Below are 19,807 nucleotides of genomic sequence, written 5' to 3' on the forward strand. Positions count from 1 at the left end.
CATAATATTAAATAAAGTCAATAAGCTTTAATGAAATTTATATTTGAATACAAAAAGGTTGCCACAACAATATGTGAACAACCTTCTCTTCATTTATTTTATTGTTGAATTGCTTTACCGAATACCGCTTTTGCAGCATCTCCAATATGCTCTGATACTGTCGGGTGAGGAAAAATCATATTTGCTAATTCATTTACAGTACCACTAGCATTTTTCGTAGCTAAAATAGCATTGAGTATTTCTGTAGCACCATCAGCAACAACACATGCCCCTAAAATATACCCTTCCTCCTTCGTTACAACAAGCTTTACAAAACCTTCCACATTCCCTTCCATCAACGCCTTTGGATTTGTGTTAATTGGCATTTTTATCGTATACGCTTGATGAACTTGATCTTCTAACAAGCCAAACGTTGCAATTTCAGGATGGGTATAGACACATCGCGGAATAAGTGCTTGGTCAACCAATGCTCGTTTAGCCCCCAAAATATAATCCACAACATAAATACCTTCCGCACTAGCAGCATGTGCTAACTGATAGCCTCCAACTAAGTCACCTATTGCATAAATATGTGGAAGACTCGTTTCATAATGCTTATTTACCGCTATTAAACGACCATCAAAATCAAGCTCTAGCTGTTGTGCAATTTCCGTATTTGGACGACGTCCCGTTGCAAATAATAAGTTTTCGTATGTATAGATTCCTTTAGATGTATGAATTTCATTGCCATTAAATTGCTCAAATTGAAAGTTTGTCACAAGTTCGATACCGATATTTTTCATTTTCTTCCGAATAATCGGTCGTGCATCCGGTTCTTCCGTTTGTAAAATATCTTCACTATGATTTAACATCGTTACTTTTGTTCCAAGTGGTGCTAAGCTAAATGCCATTTCTACAGCAATAACTCCTCCACCAATAATTGTTAGCTGTTGTGGAAGTTCTTCCATATCAAAAAATGTATCCGTTGTATAATATGATGAGTTTTCTAGTCCTTTAAATGGCGGCACAAATGGCTTACTACCCGTTGCTAAAATGATATCTTTCGCTACAAAAGTTTCTTGACCGACTGTTACCGTTAAATCGGCAGCTACCGACGCCTCTCCACGGTAAAATGTAATATGATTGCTCGCAATGTACTGTTCGATATTTTCTAAAAGCTCTTGAACGATTGTATTTTTACGCTGCATTAAACGAGGGAAGTTTACATTAACGACTGGCGTTTCAATCCCCCAATCATTGCCACGTTGTATTTCTTGCACTAATTTACTGTGCTCTAATAAAATTTTTGATGGAATACAGCCAACATTATAGCAAGCTCCCCCTACTTTATCACGTTCTACCAAAGCTACTTTCATACCACTTTTAGCTGCATGAATTGCCGACACATATCCTCCTGGACCTGCGCCAATAATAGCGATATCAAATTGTTCCACGTCTATTCACCTCATTTACCACCTTAACATTTACAAAATTTCAATGCAATGACATATCCTTCTTAAGATACGAAGGTGAAATTCACTTAATGAAAAAAGCCTCTCACATGAGAGACTTCTAGTAGTACCAGGTGGATATCTGGGTATAGCGTGATTTATTTGAAGCAAAGTAATTCCGCGGAGCAAAGCGGGATTTCCGCGAAATGAAGTCGGATTTTCGCGGAACAACACTTTATTCCCGCGAAATGAAACAGGATTCCCGCGGAGCAACACTATATTCTCGCGAAATGAAACAGGATTTCCGCGGAGCAACACAATATTTCCGCGAAATGAAACAGTATTTCCGCGGAACAACACAGTATTCCCGCGAAATGAAGCGGGATTTCCGCGGAACAATACAATATTTCCGCGAAATGAAGTCGGATTTCCGCGGAACAACACAATATTCTCGCGAAATGAAACAGTATTCCCGCGGAACAACACTATATTTCCGCGAAATGAAACAGTATTCCCGCGGAGCAATACAATATTTCCGCGAAATGAAACAGGATTTCCGTGGAGCAACACTATATTTCCGCGAAATGAAGTCGGATTTCCGCGGAACAACACAATATTCTCGCGAAATGAAACGGGATTTCCGTGGAGCAACACTATATTTCCGCGAAATGAAGTCGGATTTCCGCGGAACAACACTATATTTCCGCGAAATGAAACGGGATTTCCGTGGAACAACACAGTATTCCCGCGAAATGAAGTCGGATTTCCGCGGAACAACACAATATTTCCGCGAAATCAAACAGTATTCCCGCGGAGCAACACAATATTTCCGCGATGCATAGCGGTTTTTATTATTTATTGAAATTAATCCAGAAAACTTCTTTACTTCCGTCTTGTTTAATAATAATCGTTTTAACGGAGTAGCCTCCTGCTTCGTATTTTGCTATATTTTCTTCTGTTGACATCACTCTTGCATTCGTACTTGCTGCCACTCGGTAACTGCCAAACTCACGTTGTAGCTGACGCTCACCATTCACCATTTTATATAGCTCAAACCGCGTCTCTTTAGCTTGAAATGGTCCTTTATTCATATCACTTTTCAACCAAGCTTTTACTGTCACTTTATTTGATGTCACTTGTGCTTCTACTTGAATATCCCGTTGTCGATATTGTTGCTCCGCATGTGTATAGTATTTCTCTATAATCTTTTTTAAATCATGGGCTGATACTCGATTGCTAGAATCAATTCGTTTAATATGAACGGTTCCTTGTCCAAATAAATTATAGCCACCCTGTGTAGAGTAATCGATTGTGTAGCCCGCATTTTTAATAGCCTGCTCAGCAATTCGATCATAAACACCATATGGATACGCAAAGGATTTAGGCGCTATTCCTGTATATTTTTCAATTAATTGATGTGCTTTTGTAATATCCTCTTGAATGTATTGAAGTCTCTCCTCATTTGTAAGTGGCTCTCCATTTTTCTTCTGATTAAGTATCATTGCCTCATGTTTTGACTTATCATTGTTCCCTCGCCAATGTAAATCATATGTATGGTTGCCGATATGCATAATACCAGAATCGGACATGTCCTTTATTTGTTGCCAGTTCAACATTGGTACATTTTTTCGAGCACCTGTCTCCACATCATTTACGATAACAAACAATGTCGCCTGCATGCCCATTTCTTTTAATATAGGGTATGCCATTTTATATACACTTTCGTAGCCATCATCTATCGTTAAAAATACAGATTTCTCAGGAATGCGACCGTGCCCTTGTAAATATGCGATTAGCTGCTCTTCCGTAATTGTTGAATAGCCATTGTCCTTTAGCATCTTCAACTGTTCCCGAAATAGCTTTTCTGTAATATTTATATTAGCTATTTCCTTATAATCACCAAATGAATGATAGTTAATGACCGTAACACCTTTGGCATTACTATATTCATAAAATTTTGTTGCCTTTGCTGCCATTGCCTGATCTGACATTGCTATAAAGAAGCAAACAAGTACAACAAATAATAGTATTTTCCTTATATATTTCATAATATTGGTCCCTTTCCCAAACTATAGTCCACATACAAGTATATACGAAATAATGACAGACTGAAAGAGACTGTTCGTATAGAACAGTCTCTTTATTGATAGAGCATGTTATTAATAAAGCTATAAGTATCGAAAGGATATTCCCTAGCGCCGCTAAACCCAACGATAGCGCCGCTAGCAAATGAAAGCATTAATAAATATTGCGCTGCCAAAAGCGTTGCTGGGCAATGGCATCTACAAATTTTTTGGCAAATCCCGCATTTCCAGTTGCTAAAATAATTCCTGGCCCTACATTTGCATTGGACATATTAAAAAATGTTGTTCCTGTTGAAGCAATACCAATAGGTTTAAAATGTCTGTACGCCTCATTAATATAATTGACAATATAGGTGTTAAACTTTGCTTGATTGTCAGCTCGAACTCCGACAATATATAAGGAATCAAATAGCACCGCATCGGTCGTAATGAATGTATCACTCGCTGTTAACTGTACACCATTAGTGCCCTTCACAACACCGAGTCTGTCAGAAATGATGCTATATCGAACTCCGTTCCTTGTTAAAAACTTCAATACTTCTCCAACCTCATTGGCGTCAAATCCATCACCTATTAATACACCCACTTTAAGTGTCTGTGGCAATTTCACAGTATTTGCCTGACTTAGTGCAGGCGATGATATAGTAACATTTGATTGCTCACCGGTAGGTCGATTAACGCCAATATTATTAGCAACTGTTGTAGCCATCTCTTTATCGACACGGACAAACATATCAACAACTTGCTGGCGAACGTATTTACTTTTAACCTTTCCTACCTCGAAACTAAAAGCGTCAATGATATGCTGCTTTTCAGGTTGCGACATACTATTCCAAAATAGTCGAGCTTGTGAGAAATGGTCATTAAAGGACTTACTTCGAGCCCTTGTAATACGTCCCTCGACCTTTTCTTCATAATGCACAAATCCCCCTTCTTTTGCAGTTGATGTTGAAGGAGTATTGCCTGCAAGCGAATTTTTATGATAGCTAATCTTTCCCGTATTAATCGTTTGTCGACTGAATCCATTTCGTTGGTTATTATGAATCGGGCAAACTGGCCTATTAATAGGAATCTCAGCAAAGTTTGGTCCGCCTAGACGAAGAAGTTGTGTATCGATATATGAAAATAAGCGACCTTGTAGCAGGGGATCATTTGTAAAATCAATGCCCGGCACAACATTTCCAGGGTGAAAAGCGACTTGCTCGGTTTCAGCAAAAACATTATCCACATTGCGATTCAATGTCATTTTTCCGATTCTTTTGACAGGTACTAACTCTTCTGGCCATAGTTTTGTGGCATCTAAAATATCAAAATCAAATCTAAATTCTTCTTCCGGCTCGATCATCTGGACACCAAGCTCATACTCTGGAAAATCTCCAATTTCAATTGATTCCCATAAATCTCGCCGTTGAAAATCGGAATCCTTGCCCCCAATAATTTGCGCTTCATCCCAAACAAGAGAGTGCACACCTAACACTGGCTTCCAATGAAATTTCACAAATCTGGATCTACCTTTGTCATTTACAAAACGGAATGTATGAACACCGAAGCCTTCCATCATCCGAAAACTTCTAGGAATCGTTCTATCAGACATATGCCACATAATCATATGCGCTATTTCCTGATTATTTGCAACAAAATCCCAAAACGTATCGTGTGCAGAAGCCGCTTGTGGCATATCATTATGAGGCTCAGGCTTTACAGCATGAATTAAATCTGGAAACTTAATAGCATCCTGAATAAAAAACACTGGGATATTGTTGCCGACTAAATCATAATTGCCCTCTTCAGTATAAAATTTTGTTGCAAACCCCCGAACATCACGAGCCGTATCCATTGATCCTAAGCTCCCTACTACGGTAGAAAATCTAACAAACACAGGCGTCTTTTTCCCTGGCTCCTGTAAAAAATTTGCTCTCGTATACTCTTTCATCGACTCATATAGTTCAAACTCTCCGTGCGCGGCAAAACCTCTAGCATGTACAACTCGTTCAGGAATCCGCTCATGGTCAAAATGCGTCATTTTTTCCCGAAAATGAAAATCCTCCATAATGGTTGGTCCACGAACGCCAGCTTTCAATGAATCTTCATCATTGGAAACCTTCAGCCCCTGATTGGTCGTCATCTTTTTCCCATCATTATTGACGCGAAATGCCTCTAGTTGTTGATCCTTCGCATTCTCAGTCAAATCCTTGCCCTGATTTGATTTAGACTTATCCACGCGATCCCCTTTCCTTCTGTCCTAATTACGCTCTATATACACTGTATGTTTTTCAGAAATAAACATGAATGGATGAGTCCATTCATAAAAAAAGAACCTTGACTCAATAACGCCAGTCAAGGTTTCTCATTCTCTATTTCGCTTTCGCTGTTGCCGTCATCTTCTCAAGCTGTCTAACTGTCGGTGTTAAATTCGCAAAGAAGTAGGCCTCGCGTAGCTTGCGTGATGGTGTACTTCCTGCAATATAACCCGCTGAGCCATTATGGAGCATGTTGGCCTGCACTGCAGCCAACGTATTATAAACGACTTGTAAACGCAGCTGACAAATTGCTTGTAAATTTACTTCGCCAGATTGAATTAGTGCTTGAAGTGTTTCTTGTAATGAGTGTAGATTTTCTGTTAGTTCATCCGCTTGAACTTGCAAATATTCATTACAACCATTTTGTTTAGCCTTAACTTTTTCTATCCCTTCAATCGCTGAGTCTACTACACCAAAACCTAGCGGGATTTGATACAGTACAAATGTCGGGCGAATAGTATCTACAAAAGTGCTTGCATCTTGTGCAATGATATAGTCATCAGCAACAAACACGTTGTCAAACTTACATGTATAGGTCGCACTGCCGTTGACACCCAAAAAGTGGATTTTTTCCTTTAGTGTAATGTTCTCATTGTCTGTATTAACGAAAACCATCACTTCCTGCTCACCGTTATGGGCAATCGCCCCGAACCAGTGATTCGCTGCTAAGTTGGAAACAGCGGGTAACACTCCATTAACGACATAGCCGCTGTCCACACGCTCAGCTGATAAATGAAGCTTCTCTAGTCCAGCATAAAACTTCATCGGATTTGATAAACCTGTCGCACCAAGTACTTCTCCACATTCTAATAATGGTAAAATATTTTCGCGTAATTGCTTATTATTCGTTTTACGTAAGTAAGTTAAAGCGGCAAGGTGGCACCATAGGCAAAATGCAGTTGTCATACAAACTTTCGCTGTCTCTTGTACAATCGTTAGCTCATCTAATAGCGTTGTTTGTTCATCTTTTTGTGTTGAAGCAAAAAACCCAGCCTTACCGAGCTCCACTAAAAATTCCTCCGCATAATAAGCTTCCTCATCAATTTTTTTTACGAACGGTTTCAATTTTTCTTCTATTAACGTTTGTAAAGCTACTGCATCTACTGCCATGGTTTTCACTCCTATCCTTTACTTATCCGCTAATTCAGTTAAAGACGTAATTGGTGTTTGCACTGCCTCACGAGCACGTTTTACAGCTGCTTCGTCTGGTGCGTCATAGAAGCACAGGCACTTTGTCATATCTTCACATACATAGGTGCGAGAAAAATGTACTTCTGGTACTTCTTCATAGTGAACTGAGTTTTTCTTTTTACGTGCTAAATATTGATCCATTGTAATTTCAGCTGGAATTTCCCACTCTACTAAATAGTTCACAACTTCTTGCTTTGTTTTAACTTCATCCAGCTCTTTCCCAACTAGGCGTACTTCTTTTACTAAATCTGTTTGAATGTTTTGAGCTGCTAGTGCAGTTGTTGCTTGAGATTCTTCATTTGCCTCCACGATAAAGTACGCACGACTAAAATCCTTTGCTACTTGTACTTCGATAACATTTACATCCTGCTCTTGTCCTACACGCTCCACTAATGCTGCAAATTGCTCTTTGTTCGTTACTTCACTAACTGTTGATTCTACTAAAAATAAACTCATAGTAAATACCTCCGAATAGTTTGTTTTATCTTTATGTGAGTTATTTTATTATACTTACTTAATAAAAACAACTGAATTTACTAAAAATTATGATTTGTGCTACACTACTGCATGGAGGGAACACTATGAAAACACGATATGACTTACCATGCAATATTGCACAAACATTGAACATTATCGGTGATCGTTGGACATTGCTCATCTTACATGAACTATTAATCGGTCAATCGAACTTTAATGACATTAAATTAAATTTGCCAGGTCTTTCAGCAAATTTATTGTCTGCACGATTAAAATCTTTAGAAGAAGCAGGTTTAGTTGCTTCCACACTTTATTCTGTACATCCACCGCGTTATGCCTATTCATTAACTCAATCAGGAAAGGCATTAGAATCTGTATTTAATGCAATGATTTTATGGGGCAGCGAATATTTGGACCCTTGCTATAAAGAAATTGTTGATGCGCAATCAGGTGACCGAGTAGAAATTGGTTACTATTCAAAAAACACCGGTGAGCGTAGCGAAACGATTCAAATACGTGCCATTCAAAACGGAGCTAACCAATAATTTATTGGGCTAGCTCTTTTTTGCCCACTCTAAGCTCCTTGTCCGCCCCAAATTTTCGCCACCCAGCCTTCAAAATAACGAATGACCTTGTCCAGCAACAAACCGAGTACGCCAATAACAATAATGGCCGCCATAACTAAATCTAAACTAAGTGAATTTCTAGCATCGACTATTAAAAAGCCTAATCCTGATTGCGCCCCCACCATTTCTCCAGCAACTAAGAATATCCAGGCACTTCCTAATGCCATATGCAACCCGTTTGCAATCATAGGAAAAGCAGCTGGAAAAACAATTTTACGCAATAGGTTAAACTGCGACATTTCAAAGTTGGCTGCAATTCGTAAATAAGTAGCATCAACTTTTTTCACTGCAGTCACTGTGGATAATAACACTGGGAAAAAGGCTGCAATAAATATAATGACGATGGCTGGCATATTGCCAATGCCAAACCATAGTACGATAAAAGGTGACCAGGCAATCGGTGATACAGGACGTAGAATTTGTACAATCGGATCTAGCACAGCCCATACTTTCACCAATCTGCCCACAACTAATCCGACAATTACAGCGACAACAACTGCTAACAAATAACCGCTAAAAAAGCGAAACAAACTAATTTGTATATGCTCGAATATAGAGCCATCTTTGATGATACCCAATAATGCTATAAAAACAGCTAATGGTGGAGGAAATAATGCTGCATCATGATCACCAATAATCGTTACTACTTGCCAAAATCCTATTAATAACACGAATCCAAGTAAAATTGGTCCTATTTTTTTCATACATATGCACCCTACTATTCTTCCAATAATGTCGTATCAACAAATTCCTCATATGATGGTGGGTTCTCTGACAAGCCCATCTCTATTAATGAATCTCTTAAAATGGCATACGCACCCGCTTCAATTTTCAAGTTATGATACGAAATCCAATTTAACGATAAATCTAAAACATCCTTATCAACTTTAATATATTTAGCAACAACATCATGTGCATGATCTCCCTCTGCATTCATGAGCTCACCAGCAGCGGCATAATCTTTGACGAATTGTTTTGCAATATTTTTATTTTTTTCGATAAAATCATGACGAAGGACTAGTCCACAGTCAATTGAATCCGGCCAAATTTCCTCTGATTGGAATAACACTTTACCCTTTTTAAGTGCCACAGAAATAGCACCAAATGGTTCTGCTACTACATATCCTGCAATGCGACCTTCGGCAAGCGCAGCTGGCATTTCTGCTGGTGGTAGCTCTACAACATTTACGTCTTCATAATTTAAGCCCGCGTTTTGTAACATGCGATATAGCAAAATATTGTGTGTAGAATATTTATTTGGAATCGCAAAGCTTTGCCCTTTCAAATCCTCCACATTTTCTATCGTAGGGGCTGCAACTAAAACATTGCCATCTCGATGTCCTAAAGCTACTGCCTTTAAGTCAATTCCTTGTTCTTTTGCCTTCATCGCTAATTGAATAAGCACTGATGCACCATCAATTTTCCCAGTATTTAAAGCATCCATTAGTTCGGGCCATGAACCAAATTTCACAAGCTCAATGGCATAACCTTCGTATTCTTTATCTGTTTGCATGTAAAGTGGTGCAGCATGCGTAATTGGTAAATACCCAATTTTCACTACCTTTTTATTGCCTTCAGTTTGTGATACTGACTCTTTTTCATCCGTTCCACATGCCGCAAGTGTCAGCAATAGTATCAACGCTAGTAAAAATATGCCTACCTTCTTGTTCATCGTTTTACCCCCATTTTAAATGTTGTATTCAATCGTATCTTGCGGATGCGTAAACTGAAATTCATTGAAAATAATCTCACGAAAATGCTGGAATTCCGAATCTGAACGATCGCGTGGTTTCGTACTACGAATATGTAATTCACGATGGACGCGTCCGGGATTTGGACTCATAATAAAAATGCGATCAGCTAAATAAATAGCCTCGTCTATATCATGGGTCACCAATAAAATAGTTGTATGCTCCTTTTTTTGAATAGCAAGTAGCTCGTCCTGTAAGTAATAACGTGTAAAGGTATCAAGTGCTGCAAATGGTTCGTCCATTAAAATTACCTCTGGACGAATCGCTAATGCGCGTGCAATGGCAACACGCTGTTGCATACCGCCCGATAATTCACTAGGTAATGCGCTTAATCGATTTTCTAAGCCAACAAGCTTTAAATAATAATGCGCACGTTGCTGTCGTTCACTCTTCGTTAAAGTCTCTCCCTCTAATGCGAGCTCTACATTTTTTTGCACAGAACGCCAAGGAAGTAATCCATAATTTTGCATGAGCATAATACAACGTTTACTTGCGCTATTAACAACTTGGTTTTCTAATAATACCTGTCCACTAGATGGCTGCTCAAAACCACCAACTAAATTTAACAATGTACTTTTGCCACAACCACTCTTTCCTAATATGGCAATAATCTCTCCCTTTTGAATATCCAATGAAATTTCATGAAGCACTGTCTGCTCAGAAAATGCTTTACTTACCTGTTGAATAGAAATTAGCGGTGCTGTCATAATGCAATTGTCACCTCACACTTTAATCTTATAATTTTACTAGGTTTAATATGTTTTAAGTTATTTTATTATACTCAGTTTAAAATTTCAACCTAATTTCAAGAAATATATTTGTATTCCGACAATTCGCACAAAAAAACAGGTTTTCTATTTTTAAATAAAAAACCTGCAAACTATTCATCGCCTGTACTTAAATAATGCTTCACCTTTCTCATTACGTTAGCTCAACAAGACATCCGCCAGATTTAAAATATGTATTGAATCATGTCATGTATATTGCAATAAGGATTATCACGATTTTCTGTCGTTCGTAAGGACATCATTTCCGCGCAATTTTTAATGGCTACCTCATGTAGTAGTGCAATCGGAGCAATAATAGACTCATCTGCCTTATGACGGAAATATCGTGTTACCCCTAAATGCTCCTCCATCTTGTTGTTTAAAACAGCACGTGGATATTTTTCAGATACATCTACTTCTTCAAAATGTAGTAATAGCCATAATTCAAATGCCTCATTCGAGTAGGCGATGTGAATATTTTTTTCCTCACAGAACACATTTACTTCATCTAGCTGTTTATCTGTTAAATCATCCTTATCAAAAACAATCCATACTTCATCAAAATATTGGTAGCTGGAATCACGGAAGGCGTGTTGTGCTAGCTTGATTGCAGAGCGCTTAACGTTTTTTATTTTGACGCTCACTGTTTTCGAGCGTTTTAAAATACGCAATTGCTCAAAGTAAATGCGCTCCGTTTCTCCCTCACAATAAATTAATATTGTTTTACGTATTGTCCGATTGCCATGTTGATGTACGCTCACTGGTCAAATACCTCCACTTCACGTAAATATTGATTGGATAAGTATTCATTTATAACTGGTATTGCAATGAGTACACTAGAAAAAATCGCCTTTCTTTTATTGTATGCAGCTACTATGACTCATGCTAAATGCAACATTTGTACGTGCCTATAAAATCCAATTGATGAAAATGAACATAAATAAACACCCCAAGAATAAATCCTTGTGGTGTTTGCTTTTTTACAAATTATGCTTTTAGAGGTTCTCCACTAAATACTTTAAGATCCATTGGTGCAGCCATAAAAGTTAGTGCTTTTTGAGTAAAAGCAGTAAAATGCTCACTCGTATTATGGATTGCAGTTGCTTCTACGTCTTTCCAAATTTCAACCATTGTATAATGGCAATCATGTTCAGTAGACTTCATCAAATCGTAGCTAATGTTCCCCTCTTCAGCTCTTGTTGCTGAAAGAAGAATCTTTGCTTCTTCCAAGAATGCTTGCTCTTGCTCCGGTTTTACTTGTAAGTGTGCGTGAATAATAATCATAGTTACCCATCCTTTTAATTAAATTCATTTATTGAACTAAATGCTTCATTTTCAAATCAGTATATTGGTCAAAAAATTCAATAATCGATAATGTTGTTTTGCATGCGATTTAGCATGACAGATAAGGATTCTAATTCTTCTTGATTAAAATCATGAAGCATTTGGTTAACGAAACGAACCTTTTCTTTTTTGTAACCGACAATTTGTTTACGACCTTCATCAGTCAGTCGAACAAATATTACACGATTATCGGTGGGGTTTCGTCGTCTTGTCACCATACCGCTTGCCTCAAGTTGTTTTAAATGACGAGTAATGGCACCACTGTCTATATTAACTGCTTTTTGAAGGGTAGATTGATTAATTTCTTCTGTTTCATAAAGCTGGTGTAGCAATTCATAGCGTGATGTGCTAATGCCTGTACATCGTTCAAATTTAGGGCTAATTTGATTATTAAGCCCTTTAAGAAGCTGTAAAATTTGTTCATGATTTGAAAGTGAACATCGCATCAATAACCCTCCTAATAATTTGTGTGGTCAACTTTATAGAAGTGTCAACTAATCATTGAGTGCTCAATCATTGACCCGTCAATTAATATAATACAAAATTATCGATCAAGCAACCAAATGATAAAATCTAAATCAGGAAATCAAAAAAGGTCTGTGCTCGAAAAAATCGAACGCAGACCCAATAAACCGATTAGTAGACTTCATCTTCAGAACAGCTCTTCTGTGTTTACCATCATTAAATTTCTACAATCTTCTCTTTTTTTAGTGCTTGAATAGTTCGCTCGATGCCCTCTGCAAATGAATTCTTTGGCTTCCATCCAATCGCATTGGCAAGCTTTTCATTATTTAAAAATGAATGCTCAATATCCCCTTCTCTTGCAGGGGCATATTGAATCTCTAGTGGATGATTTAAATGTTGTAATAATAATATAACTTGGTGCAGTGACCATGCTTCATTTGTTGAAACATTGTATATACCTTGAAGTCTAGCTTCTACTCCAGCATAAATGGCATCTGCAATATCATCTACGTAGATGAAATCACGCGTCTGTTCACCGTCCCCATAAATAGTAAAAGGTCTACCTTCAAGACTACTTTTCAACATACTAGGGATGACAGCGGCCTCCCCTTGCATACGTTGTCTCGGACCGAAAACATTCGCAAAACGGTAAATTAGCGTCGGCAAATGATAATCACGTTGCCACTTTTCACAATATGTTTCACCAATGCTTTTATTTAGCCCATACATTGAAACAGGCTCACTAACATCCGTTTCCTCAAGCGGTGGATAGTGGCTATTACCATACACCGCTGCTGAGGAGGCGAAAACAAAATGTTTCACCTTGTATTTTGATGAATAAAAGAGCATTTGACTTAGCCCAACAATATTTGTCAATATATCCTTCATTGGCTCCTGTATCGAAAGCTGAACACTCGTTTGCGCCGCACAATGAATTACTACATCAAAAGCAACTTCTTTAAAGAAATGCTCACAAACCTCATCTTCAACATTTAATAAGTAAGATTTATGCTCAAAATCAATGTTTCGTAGATGTCCTGTACTTAAATTATCAATTATATAAATATTGGCGCCTTCCTCGAAAAATCGCCTCGCCACTGCACTGCCAATAAACCCATAGCCACCTGTCACTAATACATTCATCCCATCGCCCCCAAAAACAATATGATGTTTTATATGCATTAATTGCTAAAAATATGCAAGGAACTTACTATTGGATTATTTTAACAGACTATTAACGAAAGGTAAAAGTGAAGTAAACTTTCTATTTTTAATTAAATGATAAAAAAATCCACACAAACTTTCAAGCAAGCGGACGAGTGAATCGCAAGCGATAACTAGCGACCCAACTCAAACGTTGCCACGAAAGCCGAGCGGATTTTAACAAAAATATTATTTATTTTTTTATAACACTGGATAACAATATTAAGCAGGGTTTACTTCTAGTTCAACTGAAATTTTAATATCTTTACCTACAAGTACTCCACCAGTTTCTAAAGCTGCATTCCAAGTTAAACCGAAGTCTTCACGGTTAATTGTCGTTTCTGCCTCGAAACCATATACTTCCTGACCCCAAGGGTTAGTACCTTTACCGTTAAATTCAGTATTAAATATAACTGATTTCGTAACATCTTTAATTGTTAAATCACCAGTTAAAGCATATTCATCGCCTGATTTTTTGGTAATGCTAGTTGATTTAAAAGTAATATTTGGGTAATTTTCTGTATCAAAGAAATCACCTGCTTTTAAGTGATTATCGCGATCTTCGCTACGTGTGTTAATGCTTGCTGCATCAATTGTAATGCTAATGTTTGCTGTTGTTAAATCTGCAAGATCTGCTGCTTCAATATCAGCTGAATAAGAATCAAATACACCTTTTACTTTTGATACCATCATGTGTTTTACTTGAAAGTTAATTGCTGAGTGTCCTAAATCGATATTCCATTTTGCCATTTTAAATTCCTCCAATTTGAATTGTTTTATATCTCGAATTCGAGATATATGTTAAAATATGAAGTAACTACACTAATTATGTTACCCAAAAATAAATGGACTAAACATATGTAGTTACTTCGAGAACTTCTTTTATAATTTTCCGTTACTAAAAGTAATCAATTACTTTATGTAACTTACTATATATTAATAATTAATTTACGTCAAGTAATTTATTTTAAATTATTTCTCGACTTAACTCCTACTAATTTCTATAATTATTTATCATCACGGGCAAAGCTACAGCGGACGTTTTCCAAAGGTTTTCCGGCGATATATCGACTCTTATCGGCGATAGGCGGATTCTTATCGGCGATAGGCGGATTCTTATCGGCGATAGGCGGATTCTTATCGGCGATAGGCGGATTCTTATCGGCGATTCACAAGCTTCTATCTGTTATCGCTTTACTAATTTCCCTTGTACAACAAATCGATGGTCATCACTTATTACGGAATCTTTGCACGTAGAAAGTGTAATAATTTTATCATCTGGTCCTACATCTACATTCATATCAATTGTAGAACGCTTTTGAACTTCTCCTATAAACTGAATAAATTCCTCATCCGTTTTAAATTCTGTTTCAATATAATAAAAATCAATAGTTGTTTCATAAGCTGCAAATACTTCAACATCGTACCCTTCATATAATGTATCCAAATAAATTGTACGATGTGCATTGGCATAATCCTGCTTCAAGTAATTTTTCAAACTACCAAACATCGTCCCATCTTTCATGGCATGACCGTACAAAATGGTATTCCGACTTATATCGAGCGCATCATTACGATAATCCATAAAAACACTGCCTGCACGACTTTCCCGATCTTTATAATTATGGTTCAAATAAAATTCATTATTATCCGCATGTAAAATTGGATTGTTGAGCTTTGTATTATCTACAGAAATCCAGCCAACAATGCGATCATTTACAGCTAGTAAATCATCAAATTGAGGCCTTATCGTATATTTTGATTTTATTTCAGCATTCGACATTCCATCATCAACTACTTCTTTTGGAATCGTTGCCAATGTTTCAGCATATATCGTTTGTACTTCTTTTAATGATTTTGATGACTCATAATACGTGTAGACGTACTTTACAAGCGCAAAGCCAGCATATAAAAATATAGCCAAATATAAAACTGTTAATAGATTAGTTTTCCATTTTTTCATCTCTTCACCAACTTAAATACCAAGAGGCACCATATAAAGACCGAGCTGTTCATCTTCATTGAAGATTGCTTCAACACCATATACTTCTTTAATAACTTCCTTTGTGATGACGTCACGCGGCGCGCCCTCAGCTATTATTTGTCCTGCTTTCATCAAAATAATATGATCACTGTAACGAATGGCTTGGTTAATATCATGGAGTACCATAACAATTGTTAAGCCATGTTCTTCATTCAAGGATTTTACAAGCTCCAATAACTCCATTTGATAATAAATATCTAAATACGTAGTCGGCTCGTCTAAGCATAAAATTTCAGATTGCTGTGCTAATGCCATCGCTATCCAGACTCGTTGTCGTTCCCCGCCTGATAGCGCTTCTAAATCATTTTTTCGCTTTTCTAATAAGTTTGTACATGCTAATGCCCAATTGATCGCTTTTTCATCTTCCTCATGATTACGTTTTAACATTGTATTATGCGGAAGACGCCCAAAACTTACTAACTTTTCAATCGTTAAATCTTTTGGAACTTCATTTTGTTGATAAACAATTGCTAGCTTTTTAGCAAACTCTTTTTGCTTATAATGAACTAAGTCTTTGTTTTCCAAAGAAACATTACCGGATTTCGGCATATTATTTCGAGACATCACACTCAGCAATGTTGATTTCCCACAGCCATTCGGACCAATTATCGTTGTGATTTTGCCCTTTCGTATTCTCGTAGAGACACCATCTAAATGATTACGTGTATTATCATGGGAGACGATAATGTCGTGCATTTCCATTTTCTTCACTCTTTTCGTAAAAGGAATATTAAGAACGGACCACCGATGATTGCCATAATAGTTGAAGCAGGGATTTCAATTGGTGCAACAACCGTTCGACCAATTGTATCTGCCACTAAAATTAATAAGGCTCCTGCTAATGCCGTAAACGGTATTAGTACTCGATGATCGTGTCCAACTAGACGTCGGGCAATATGTGGGACTAATAAGCCGACAAATGAAATAACGCCAGCTACAACAACTGACACGGCTGATAATAATACAGCAACAGCTGCAATAATTAAACGAGCACGTGCTACGTTAAAGCCAAGACTCTTTGCCGTTTTATCTTGTAGAACGAGAAGATTACACCAGCTATATAACGCAAATGCTGCAACCAAGCCTATCGTTCCATACGTTGCAATGGTGGAAACATCTTTCCATGTACGCATCGTTAAATTTGATCCGACGACACTTGAAGCAGATGTATTTAATGAGCCTCCTAAACTTAAAAATGCTTCCGTTAGACCAGTAAACATCGCATTAATCGCAATCCCTACTAAAATTAATTTTAGGGGACTCAATCCAGATTTCCATGACAAGGCAAACACTAGCGCACAAGCAAATGCCCCACCTATAAACGCCAATATCGGTGTCATGAAAAATAATGCTGGAAAAAATGAAATAATAAATAATTGTACAAATGCTGCACCTGATGAAATACCAATCACACCCGCGTCTGCTAGCGGATTACGCATTACTGATTGCAATAATACGCCTGAAACAGAAAGCGCAGCCCCAGCAAATAATGCGACTAGAATACGAGGAAATCGCAAATCACGTATTGCCTCCATCTGGCTATTCCCTTCTTCAAACAACGCCCCTATAAATTCAAAAAAGCCCATTTTAATACTACCAGTCGTTGCTGAGTAAACCATCGAAACAAGCAACAACAATATTACCATTGCAAAACTTATTATTTTTTTAGTCATATCGGATTCCTTTTTCTAATCAAATTCCGCACAATATTTTTGCACAAAGTATGCGCATCCATTGTTGCGATTGCTTCGATTTTACTTCATTTAAAGATTCGCTCACTACGGTTGCTTTGGAACGAAAAGTAATATGTAATATCCTTTGTGCTACAAGAAATATAAGAAAAGCGCTCTATGGCAAGGTTTATCCTGCAATACGAGCGACAATTTCAACTTACTTATTAGCGATAAAAAATTTCCATCAACTGTCCTAAAGCCTGTGGCGCTTGTAAGGAAGCTGTAGTACCAAATAATTCTTCTTCCAAATCATACACTTTACCATTGTTCACTGCGTCAAAGTGCTTCCAAATATCATTTGTTTTAAATTCTTCATCAAACATTTTGACAACCTCAACTGGCATGCCGTGTGATAGACGTAAAATAATATCAGGATTGCTATTATGCAAGTACTCCGTATTTGATGATAAGTACTCTGCTTCTTGCCCCTCCATCACATTAATTCCTCCAGCACGTTTGACAAGGTCCCCTGCGTAAGAATTTTCAGTTGCTACTAAGTAACTGCCTGGAATACCAAGTAAAATTAAAACACGAGGTCCTTCTTGATTAGCAGCAACAGTTTGTATGGCATCAATGTTTTTCTGTAGCCCCGTCAATAATTCTTCTGCTTGAGCATTACGATCATAACGCTCACCTAACATTTTAATTTCAGCTATCATCGCATCAATACTTTGGAAATTTAAAAAATTCACAGGTATTTTTAATTGTTCGAATTTATCTTCTAAATCGTATTGTAATGTTGACACTGATAATACATCCGTAGGAGTTAATGACTTAACAATTTCCATATCAGGCTCCATTGCATTCCCTATTGTAGGTAAACCTTCAAAGCGTTTCGCTAACTCTTTTTCAGTTTCCGGTACTGCGATAGCATCAAGCTCTAGCTTATCTAAAATATCAGCTATAACAACTGTACCTGCAATAATTCGATTTTCACTTGGTGTATTTGCTGTTACTGAAACTTCCTCTTTTTTAGTAGATGCTTCATTCTTTGCTTGATCGCTCCCACCGCTACAACCAGCAATTAATAATACTGTCATAAGCGCTATCAATGCCAGCCAATTTTTTTGTTTTTTGCACATATAGTCACCTCCTAGTTATTTCAGTTATTTTTAGCATTTCTAAAGCGACGAACGAGTAACCAGCCCGATAAAACACAAATCAGCACTAACAATACAATTTTCACTTTATCTAACTGAGCAAGTTGCTGATCTATATTCGTTTTGTTTTCTGCCTGCTCAATGTTTGGTTGCTTTTCCTCTTCAGTTACAGTAGCTTCTTCATCTTCTACTACTTCTTCAGCATTTGCATCAAGTGTACGGTCAAAAGCTAACTGTTCTTCCACTAATGCTGTAAAAGGAGGCTGAACTGTTGGCAATGAAAGCATGTTGGATTTTGTTATAGATTCCTCTGTTTTTTTCTCTAATGGCTTCTCTATTTTGTCACTATTGACGATAGGAGGCTTCACGTTTATGTCTTGCTTAGGAGGCTCCGTTTCTATAGGCTTTTCTAAAATATTCGCCACTTGTTGTTCATTAAATTGTAAATCAACAAAATATTGATGATGATAAGCAATCTCCGGAATATCTACCTGTACCCACATGCGCAGTGGTTTTTCTAAATCAACTACTTCAAATTCAACAATTCTCTCATTTTCCACAACGGATACAAGCTTTGGTTCTACCTGTTGCCCTCGTTGATTTACTGTTAACCCCGTTACCCAAGCAGATTTTAAAATGGTCATCTGAGCATAGTATTTGCCATCTTTTTTTATCATCTTGGCCACTGGATTGACATATGTATTCATAATTGATTGCTCTTTTTTTCCATCAACGTACAATATGTAATCAATCGACCATTCTTTTTCGGGTGTAGTTTCTTCTATTATAGTACCTTGTTCATTTTCTTCGATGGGTGCTTTTAATATGATGCGAAGTTCCTGTGCAAATTGAAAACTATCCTCTTCTGACTCAGAAGCCAAAAGACCTTTTATCATAATAGGCTCTTTTAAATCTTTTACATCAAACTGAACTAAATTTTCAGTCCACTTCACAATAGGAGAAAACGTTTTGTCCGTCTGTTCAATATGTACCTCTTGTAAAATATATGGATAATTGACTGTCATAGACAACGTATATTTGCCATTCTTTACATTGAGTGTTGCTTCTTCATTGAAAAATCGGTTTTGTTCTATTCCATCAAGGGATGAAAAACTTAGTTCAACTTGATAGCTCCCATTTCCTAATGAACTATCTACTTTAGCTTGTGCATGTAACGGCAATTGAGGGATAAACACCAAGATAATAGCGCTAATAAGAGCTAATAAAAAGACTCCTTTTCTATTGTATGTTTTCATCAAATACCCCCAATATCTATAGAAGCAACAGTAACT

General features: G+C 37.3%; 20 protein-coding genes. 2 read left to right on the forward strand and 18 right to left on the reverse strand.

Features of this window, described 5'->3' with window-relative positions; genetic code table 11:
* Window positions 1–98: 98 nt before the first annotated feature.
* Window positions 99–1,433, reverse strand: coding sequence for a dihydrolipoyl dehydrogenase (gene lpdA / locus ACQKNX_RS15025; RefSeq protein WP_427429567.1), 1,335 nt, complete (start codon window positions 1,431–1,433; stop codon window positions 99–101).
* Between the two features lie 203 nt (window positions 1,434–1,636).
* Here lpdA and ACQKNX_RS15030 point away from each other — a divergent pair, with 203 nt between their 5' ends.
* The gene (locus tag ACQKNX_RS15030; RefSeq protein ID WP_427429568.1) at window positions 1,637–2,272 is read left to right on the forward strand and encodes a hypothetical protein; all 636 of its coding nucleotides are present in this window, start codon (window positions 1,637–1,639) and stop codon (window positions 2,270–2,272) included.
* Window positions 2,273–2,281: 9 nt separating this feature from the next.
* Here ACQKNX_RS15030 and ACQKNX_RS15035 read toward each other — a convergent pair whose 3' ends face one another.
* The 4 genes from ACQKNX_RS15035 to ACQKNX_RS15050 all read right to left on the reverse strand — a co-directional run bounded on the left by ACQKNX_RS15035 (window position 2,282) and on the right by ACQKNX_RS15050 (window position 7,461).
* Window positions 2,282–3,478, reverse strand: a complete 1,197-nt coding sequence (locus tag ACQKNX_RS15035; protein WP_427429569.1) for a polysaccharide deacetylase family protein — start codon at window positions 3,476–3,478, stop codon at window positions 2,282–2,284.
* Window positions 3,479–3,668: 190 nt separating this feature from the next.
* A complete protein-coding gene (locus ACQKNX_RS15040; RefSeq protein ID WP_427429570.1) occupies window positions 3,669–5,735 on the reverse strand; it encodes a catalase in 2,067 nt (688 codons plus the stop codon).
* A gap of 133 nt (window positions 5,736–5,868) precedes the next feature.
* Entirely contained in the window at window positions 5,869–6,924 is a 1,056-nt protein-coding gene (locus ACQKNX_RS15045) for an acyl-CoA dehydrogenase family protein (protein ID WP_427429571.1), read from the reverse strand.
* An 18-nt stretch (window positions 6,925–6,942) separates the two neighbouring features.
* Window positions 6,943–7,461 carry a DUF4242 domain-containing protein gene (locus ACQKNX_RS15050; RefSeq protein ID WP_427429572.1) on the reverse strand — a complete coding sequence of 173 codons (519 nt, stop codon included), beginning with the start codon at window positions 7,459–7,461 and terminating at the stop codon, window positions 6,943–6,945.
* Window positions 7,462–7,586: 125 nt separating this feature from the next.
* On the opposite strand from ACQKNX_RS15050, the gene ACQKNX_RS15055 reads away from it, so the two are divergent.
* Window positions 7,587–8,027 carry a winged helix-turn-helix transcriptional regulator gene (locus ACQKNX_RS15055; RefSeq protein WP_427429573.1) on the forward strand — a complete coding sequence of 147 codons (441 nt, stop codon included), beginning with the start codon at window positions 7,587–7,589 and terminating at the stop codon, window positions 8,025–8,027.
* Window positions 8,028–8,056: 29 nt separating this feature from the next.
* Here the strand turns inward: ACQKNX_RS15055 and ACQKNX_RS15060 are convergent, their stop codons facing one another.
* From ACQKNX_RS15060 to ACQKNX_RS15120, 13 genes are all read right to left on the reverse strand, one after another.
* Window positions 8,057–8,812 (reverse strand): ABC transporter permease, encoded by a 756-nt coding sequence (locus tag ACQKNX_RS15060; RefSeq protein WP_427429574.1) that lies wholly within the window; start codon window positions 8,810–8,812, stop codon window positions 8,057–8,059.
* Between the two features lie 14 nt (window positions 8,813–8,826).
* A complete protein-coding gene (locus tag ACQKNX_RS15065) occupies window positions 8,827–9,780 on the reverse strand; it encodes an ABC transporter substrate-binding protein (RefSeq protein ID WP_427429575.1) in 954 nt (317 codons plus the stop codon).
* A 15-nt stretch (window positions 9,781–9,795) separates the two neighbouring features.
* Entirely contained in the window at window positions 9,796–10,566 is a 771-nt protein-coding gene (locus ACQKNX_RS15070; RefSeq protein WP_427429576.1) for an ABC transporter ATP-binding protein, read from the reverse strand.
* A 245-nt stretch (window positions 10,567–10,811) separates the two neighbouring features.
* Window positions 10,812–11,387 carry an RloB family protein gene (locus tag ACQKNX_RS15075; RefSeq protein WP_401009717.1) on the reverse strand — a complete coding sequence of 192 codons (576 nt, stop codon included), beginning with the start codon at window positions 11,385–11,387 and terminating at the stop codon, window positions 10,812–10,814.
* 226 nt (window positions 11,388–11,613) lie between these two features.
* A complete protein-coding gene (locus tag ACQKNX_RS15080; protein ID WP_340826206.1) occupies window positions 11,614–11,910 on the reverse strand; it encodes a putative quinol monooxygenase in 297 nt (98 codons plus the stop codon).
* A 77-nt stretch (window positions 11,911–11,987) separates the two neighbouring features.
* The gene (locus ACQKNX_RS15085; RefSeq protein WP_427429577.1) at window positions 11,988–12,416 is read right to left on the reverse strand and encodes a MarR family winged helix-turn-helix transcriptional regulator; all 429 of its coding nucleotides are present in this window, start codon (window positions 12,414–12,416) and stop codon (window positions 11,988–11,990) included.
* 235 nt (window positions 12,417–12,651) lie between these two features.
* The gene (locus ACQKNX_RS15090) at window positions 12,652–13,578 is read right to left on the reverse strand and encodes an NAD-dependent epimerase/dehydratase family protein (RefSeq protein ID WP_427429578.1); all 927 of its coding nucleotides are present in this window, start codon (window positions 13,576–13,578) and stop codon (window positions 12,652–12,654) included.
* A gap of 282 nt (window positions 13,579–13,860) precedes the next feature.
* Window positions 13,861–14,388, reverse strand: a complete 528-nt coding sequence (locus tag ACQKNX_RS15095; RefSeq protein WP_427429579.1) for a YceI family protein — start codon at window positions 14,386–14,388, stop codon at window positions 13,861–13,863.
* A 436-nt stretch (window positions 14,389–14,824) separates the two neighbouring features.
* Window positions 14,825–15,601, reverse strand: coding sequence for a class B sortase (srtB, locus tag ACQKNX_RS15100; RefSeq protein ID WP_427429580.1), 777 nt, complete (start codon window positions 15,599–15,601; stop codon window positions 14,825–14,827).
* A gap of 12 nt (window positions 15,602–15,613) precedes the next feature.
* The gene (locus tag ACQKNX_RS15105; protein ID WP_427429581.1) at window positions 15,614–16,384 is read right to left on the reverse strand and encodes an ABC transporter ATP-binding protein; all 771 of its coding nucleotides are present in this window, start codon (window positions 16,382–16,384) and stop codon (window positions 15,614–15,616) included.
* Window positions 16,385–16,389: 5 nt separating this feature from the next.
* Complete coding sequence (locus ACQKNX_RS15110) at window positions 16,390–17,355, reverse strand: FecCD family ABC transporter permease (protein ID WP_427429582.1); 966 nt, start codon at window positions 17,353–17,355, stop codon at window positions 16,390–16,392.
* A 224-nt stretch (window positions 17,356–17,579) separates the two neighbouring features.
* Entirely contained in the window at window positions 17,580–18,497 is a 918-nt protein-coding gene (gene isdE, locus ACQKNX_RS15115) for a heme ABC transporter substrate-binding protein IsdE (protein WP_427429583.1), read from the reverse strand.
* A 20-nt stretch (window positions 18,498–18,517) separates the two neighbouring features.
* A complete protein-coding gene (locus ACQKNX_RS15120; protein ID WP_427429584.1) occupies window positions 18,518–19,771 on the reverse strand; it encodes an NEAT domain-containing protein in 1,254 nt (417 codons plus the stop codon).
* Between the last annotated feature and the right edge of the window lie 36 nt (window positions 19,772–19,807).

This window comes from Lysinibacillus sp. NPDC093712 (assembly GCF_050280025.1).
Lineage (GTDB): Bacteria > Bacillota > Bacilli > Bacillales_A > Planococcaceae > Lysinibacillus.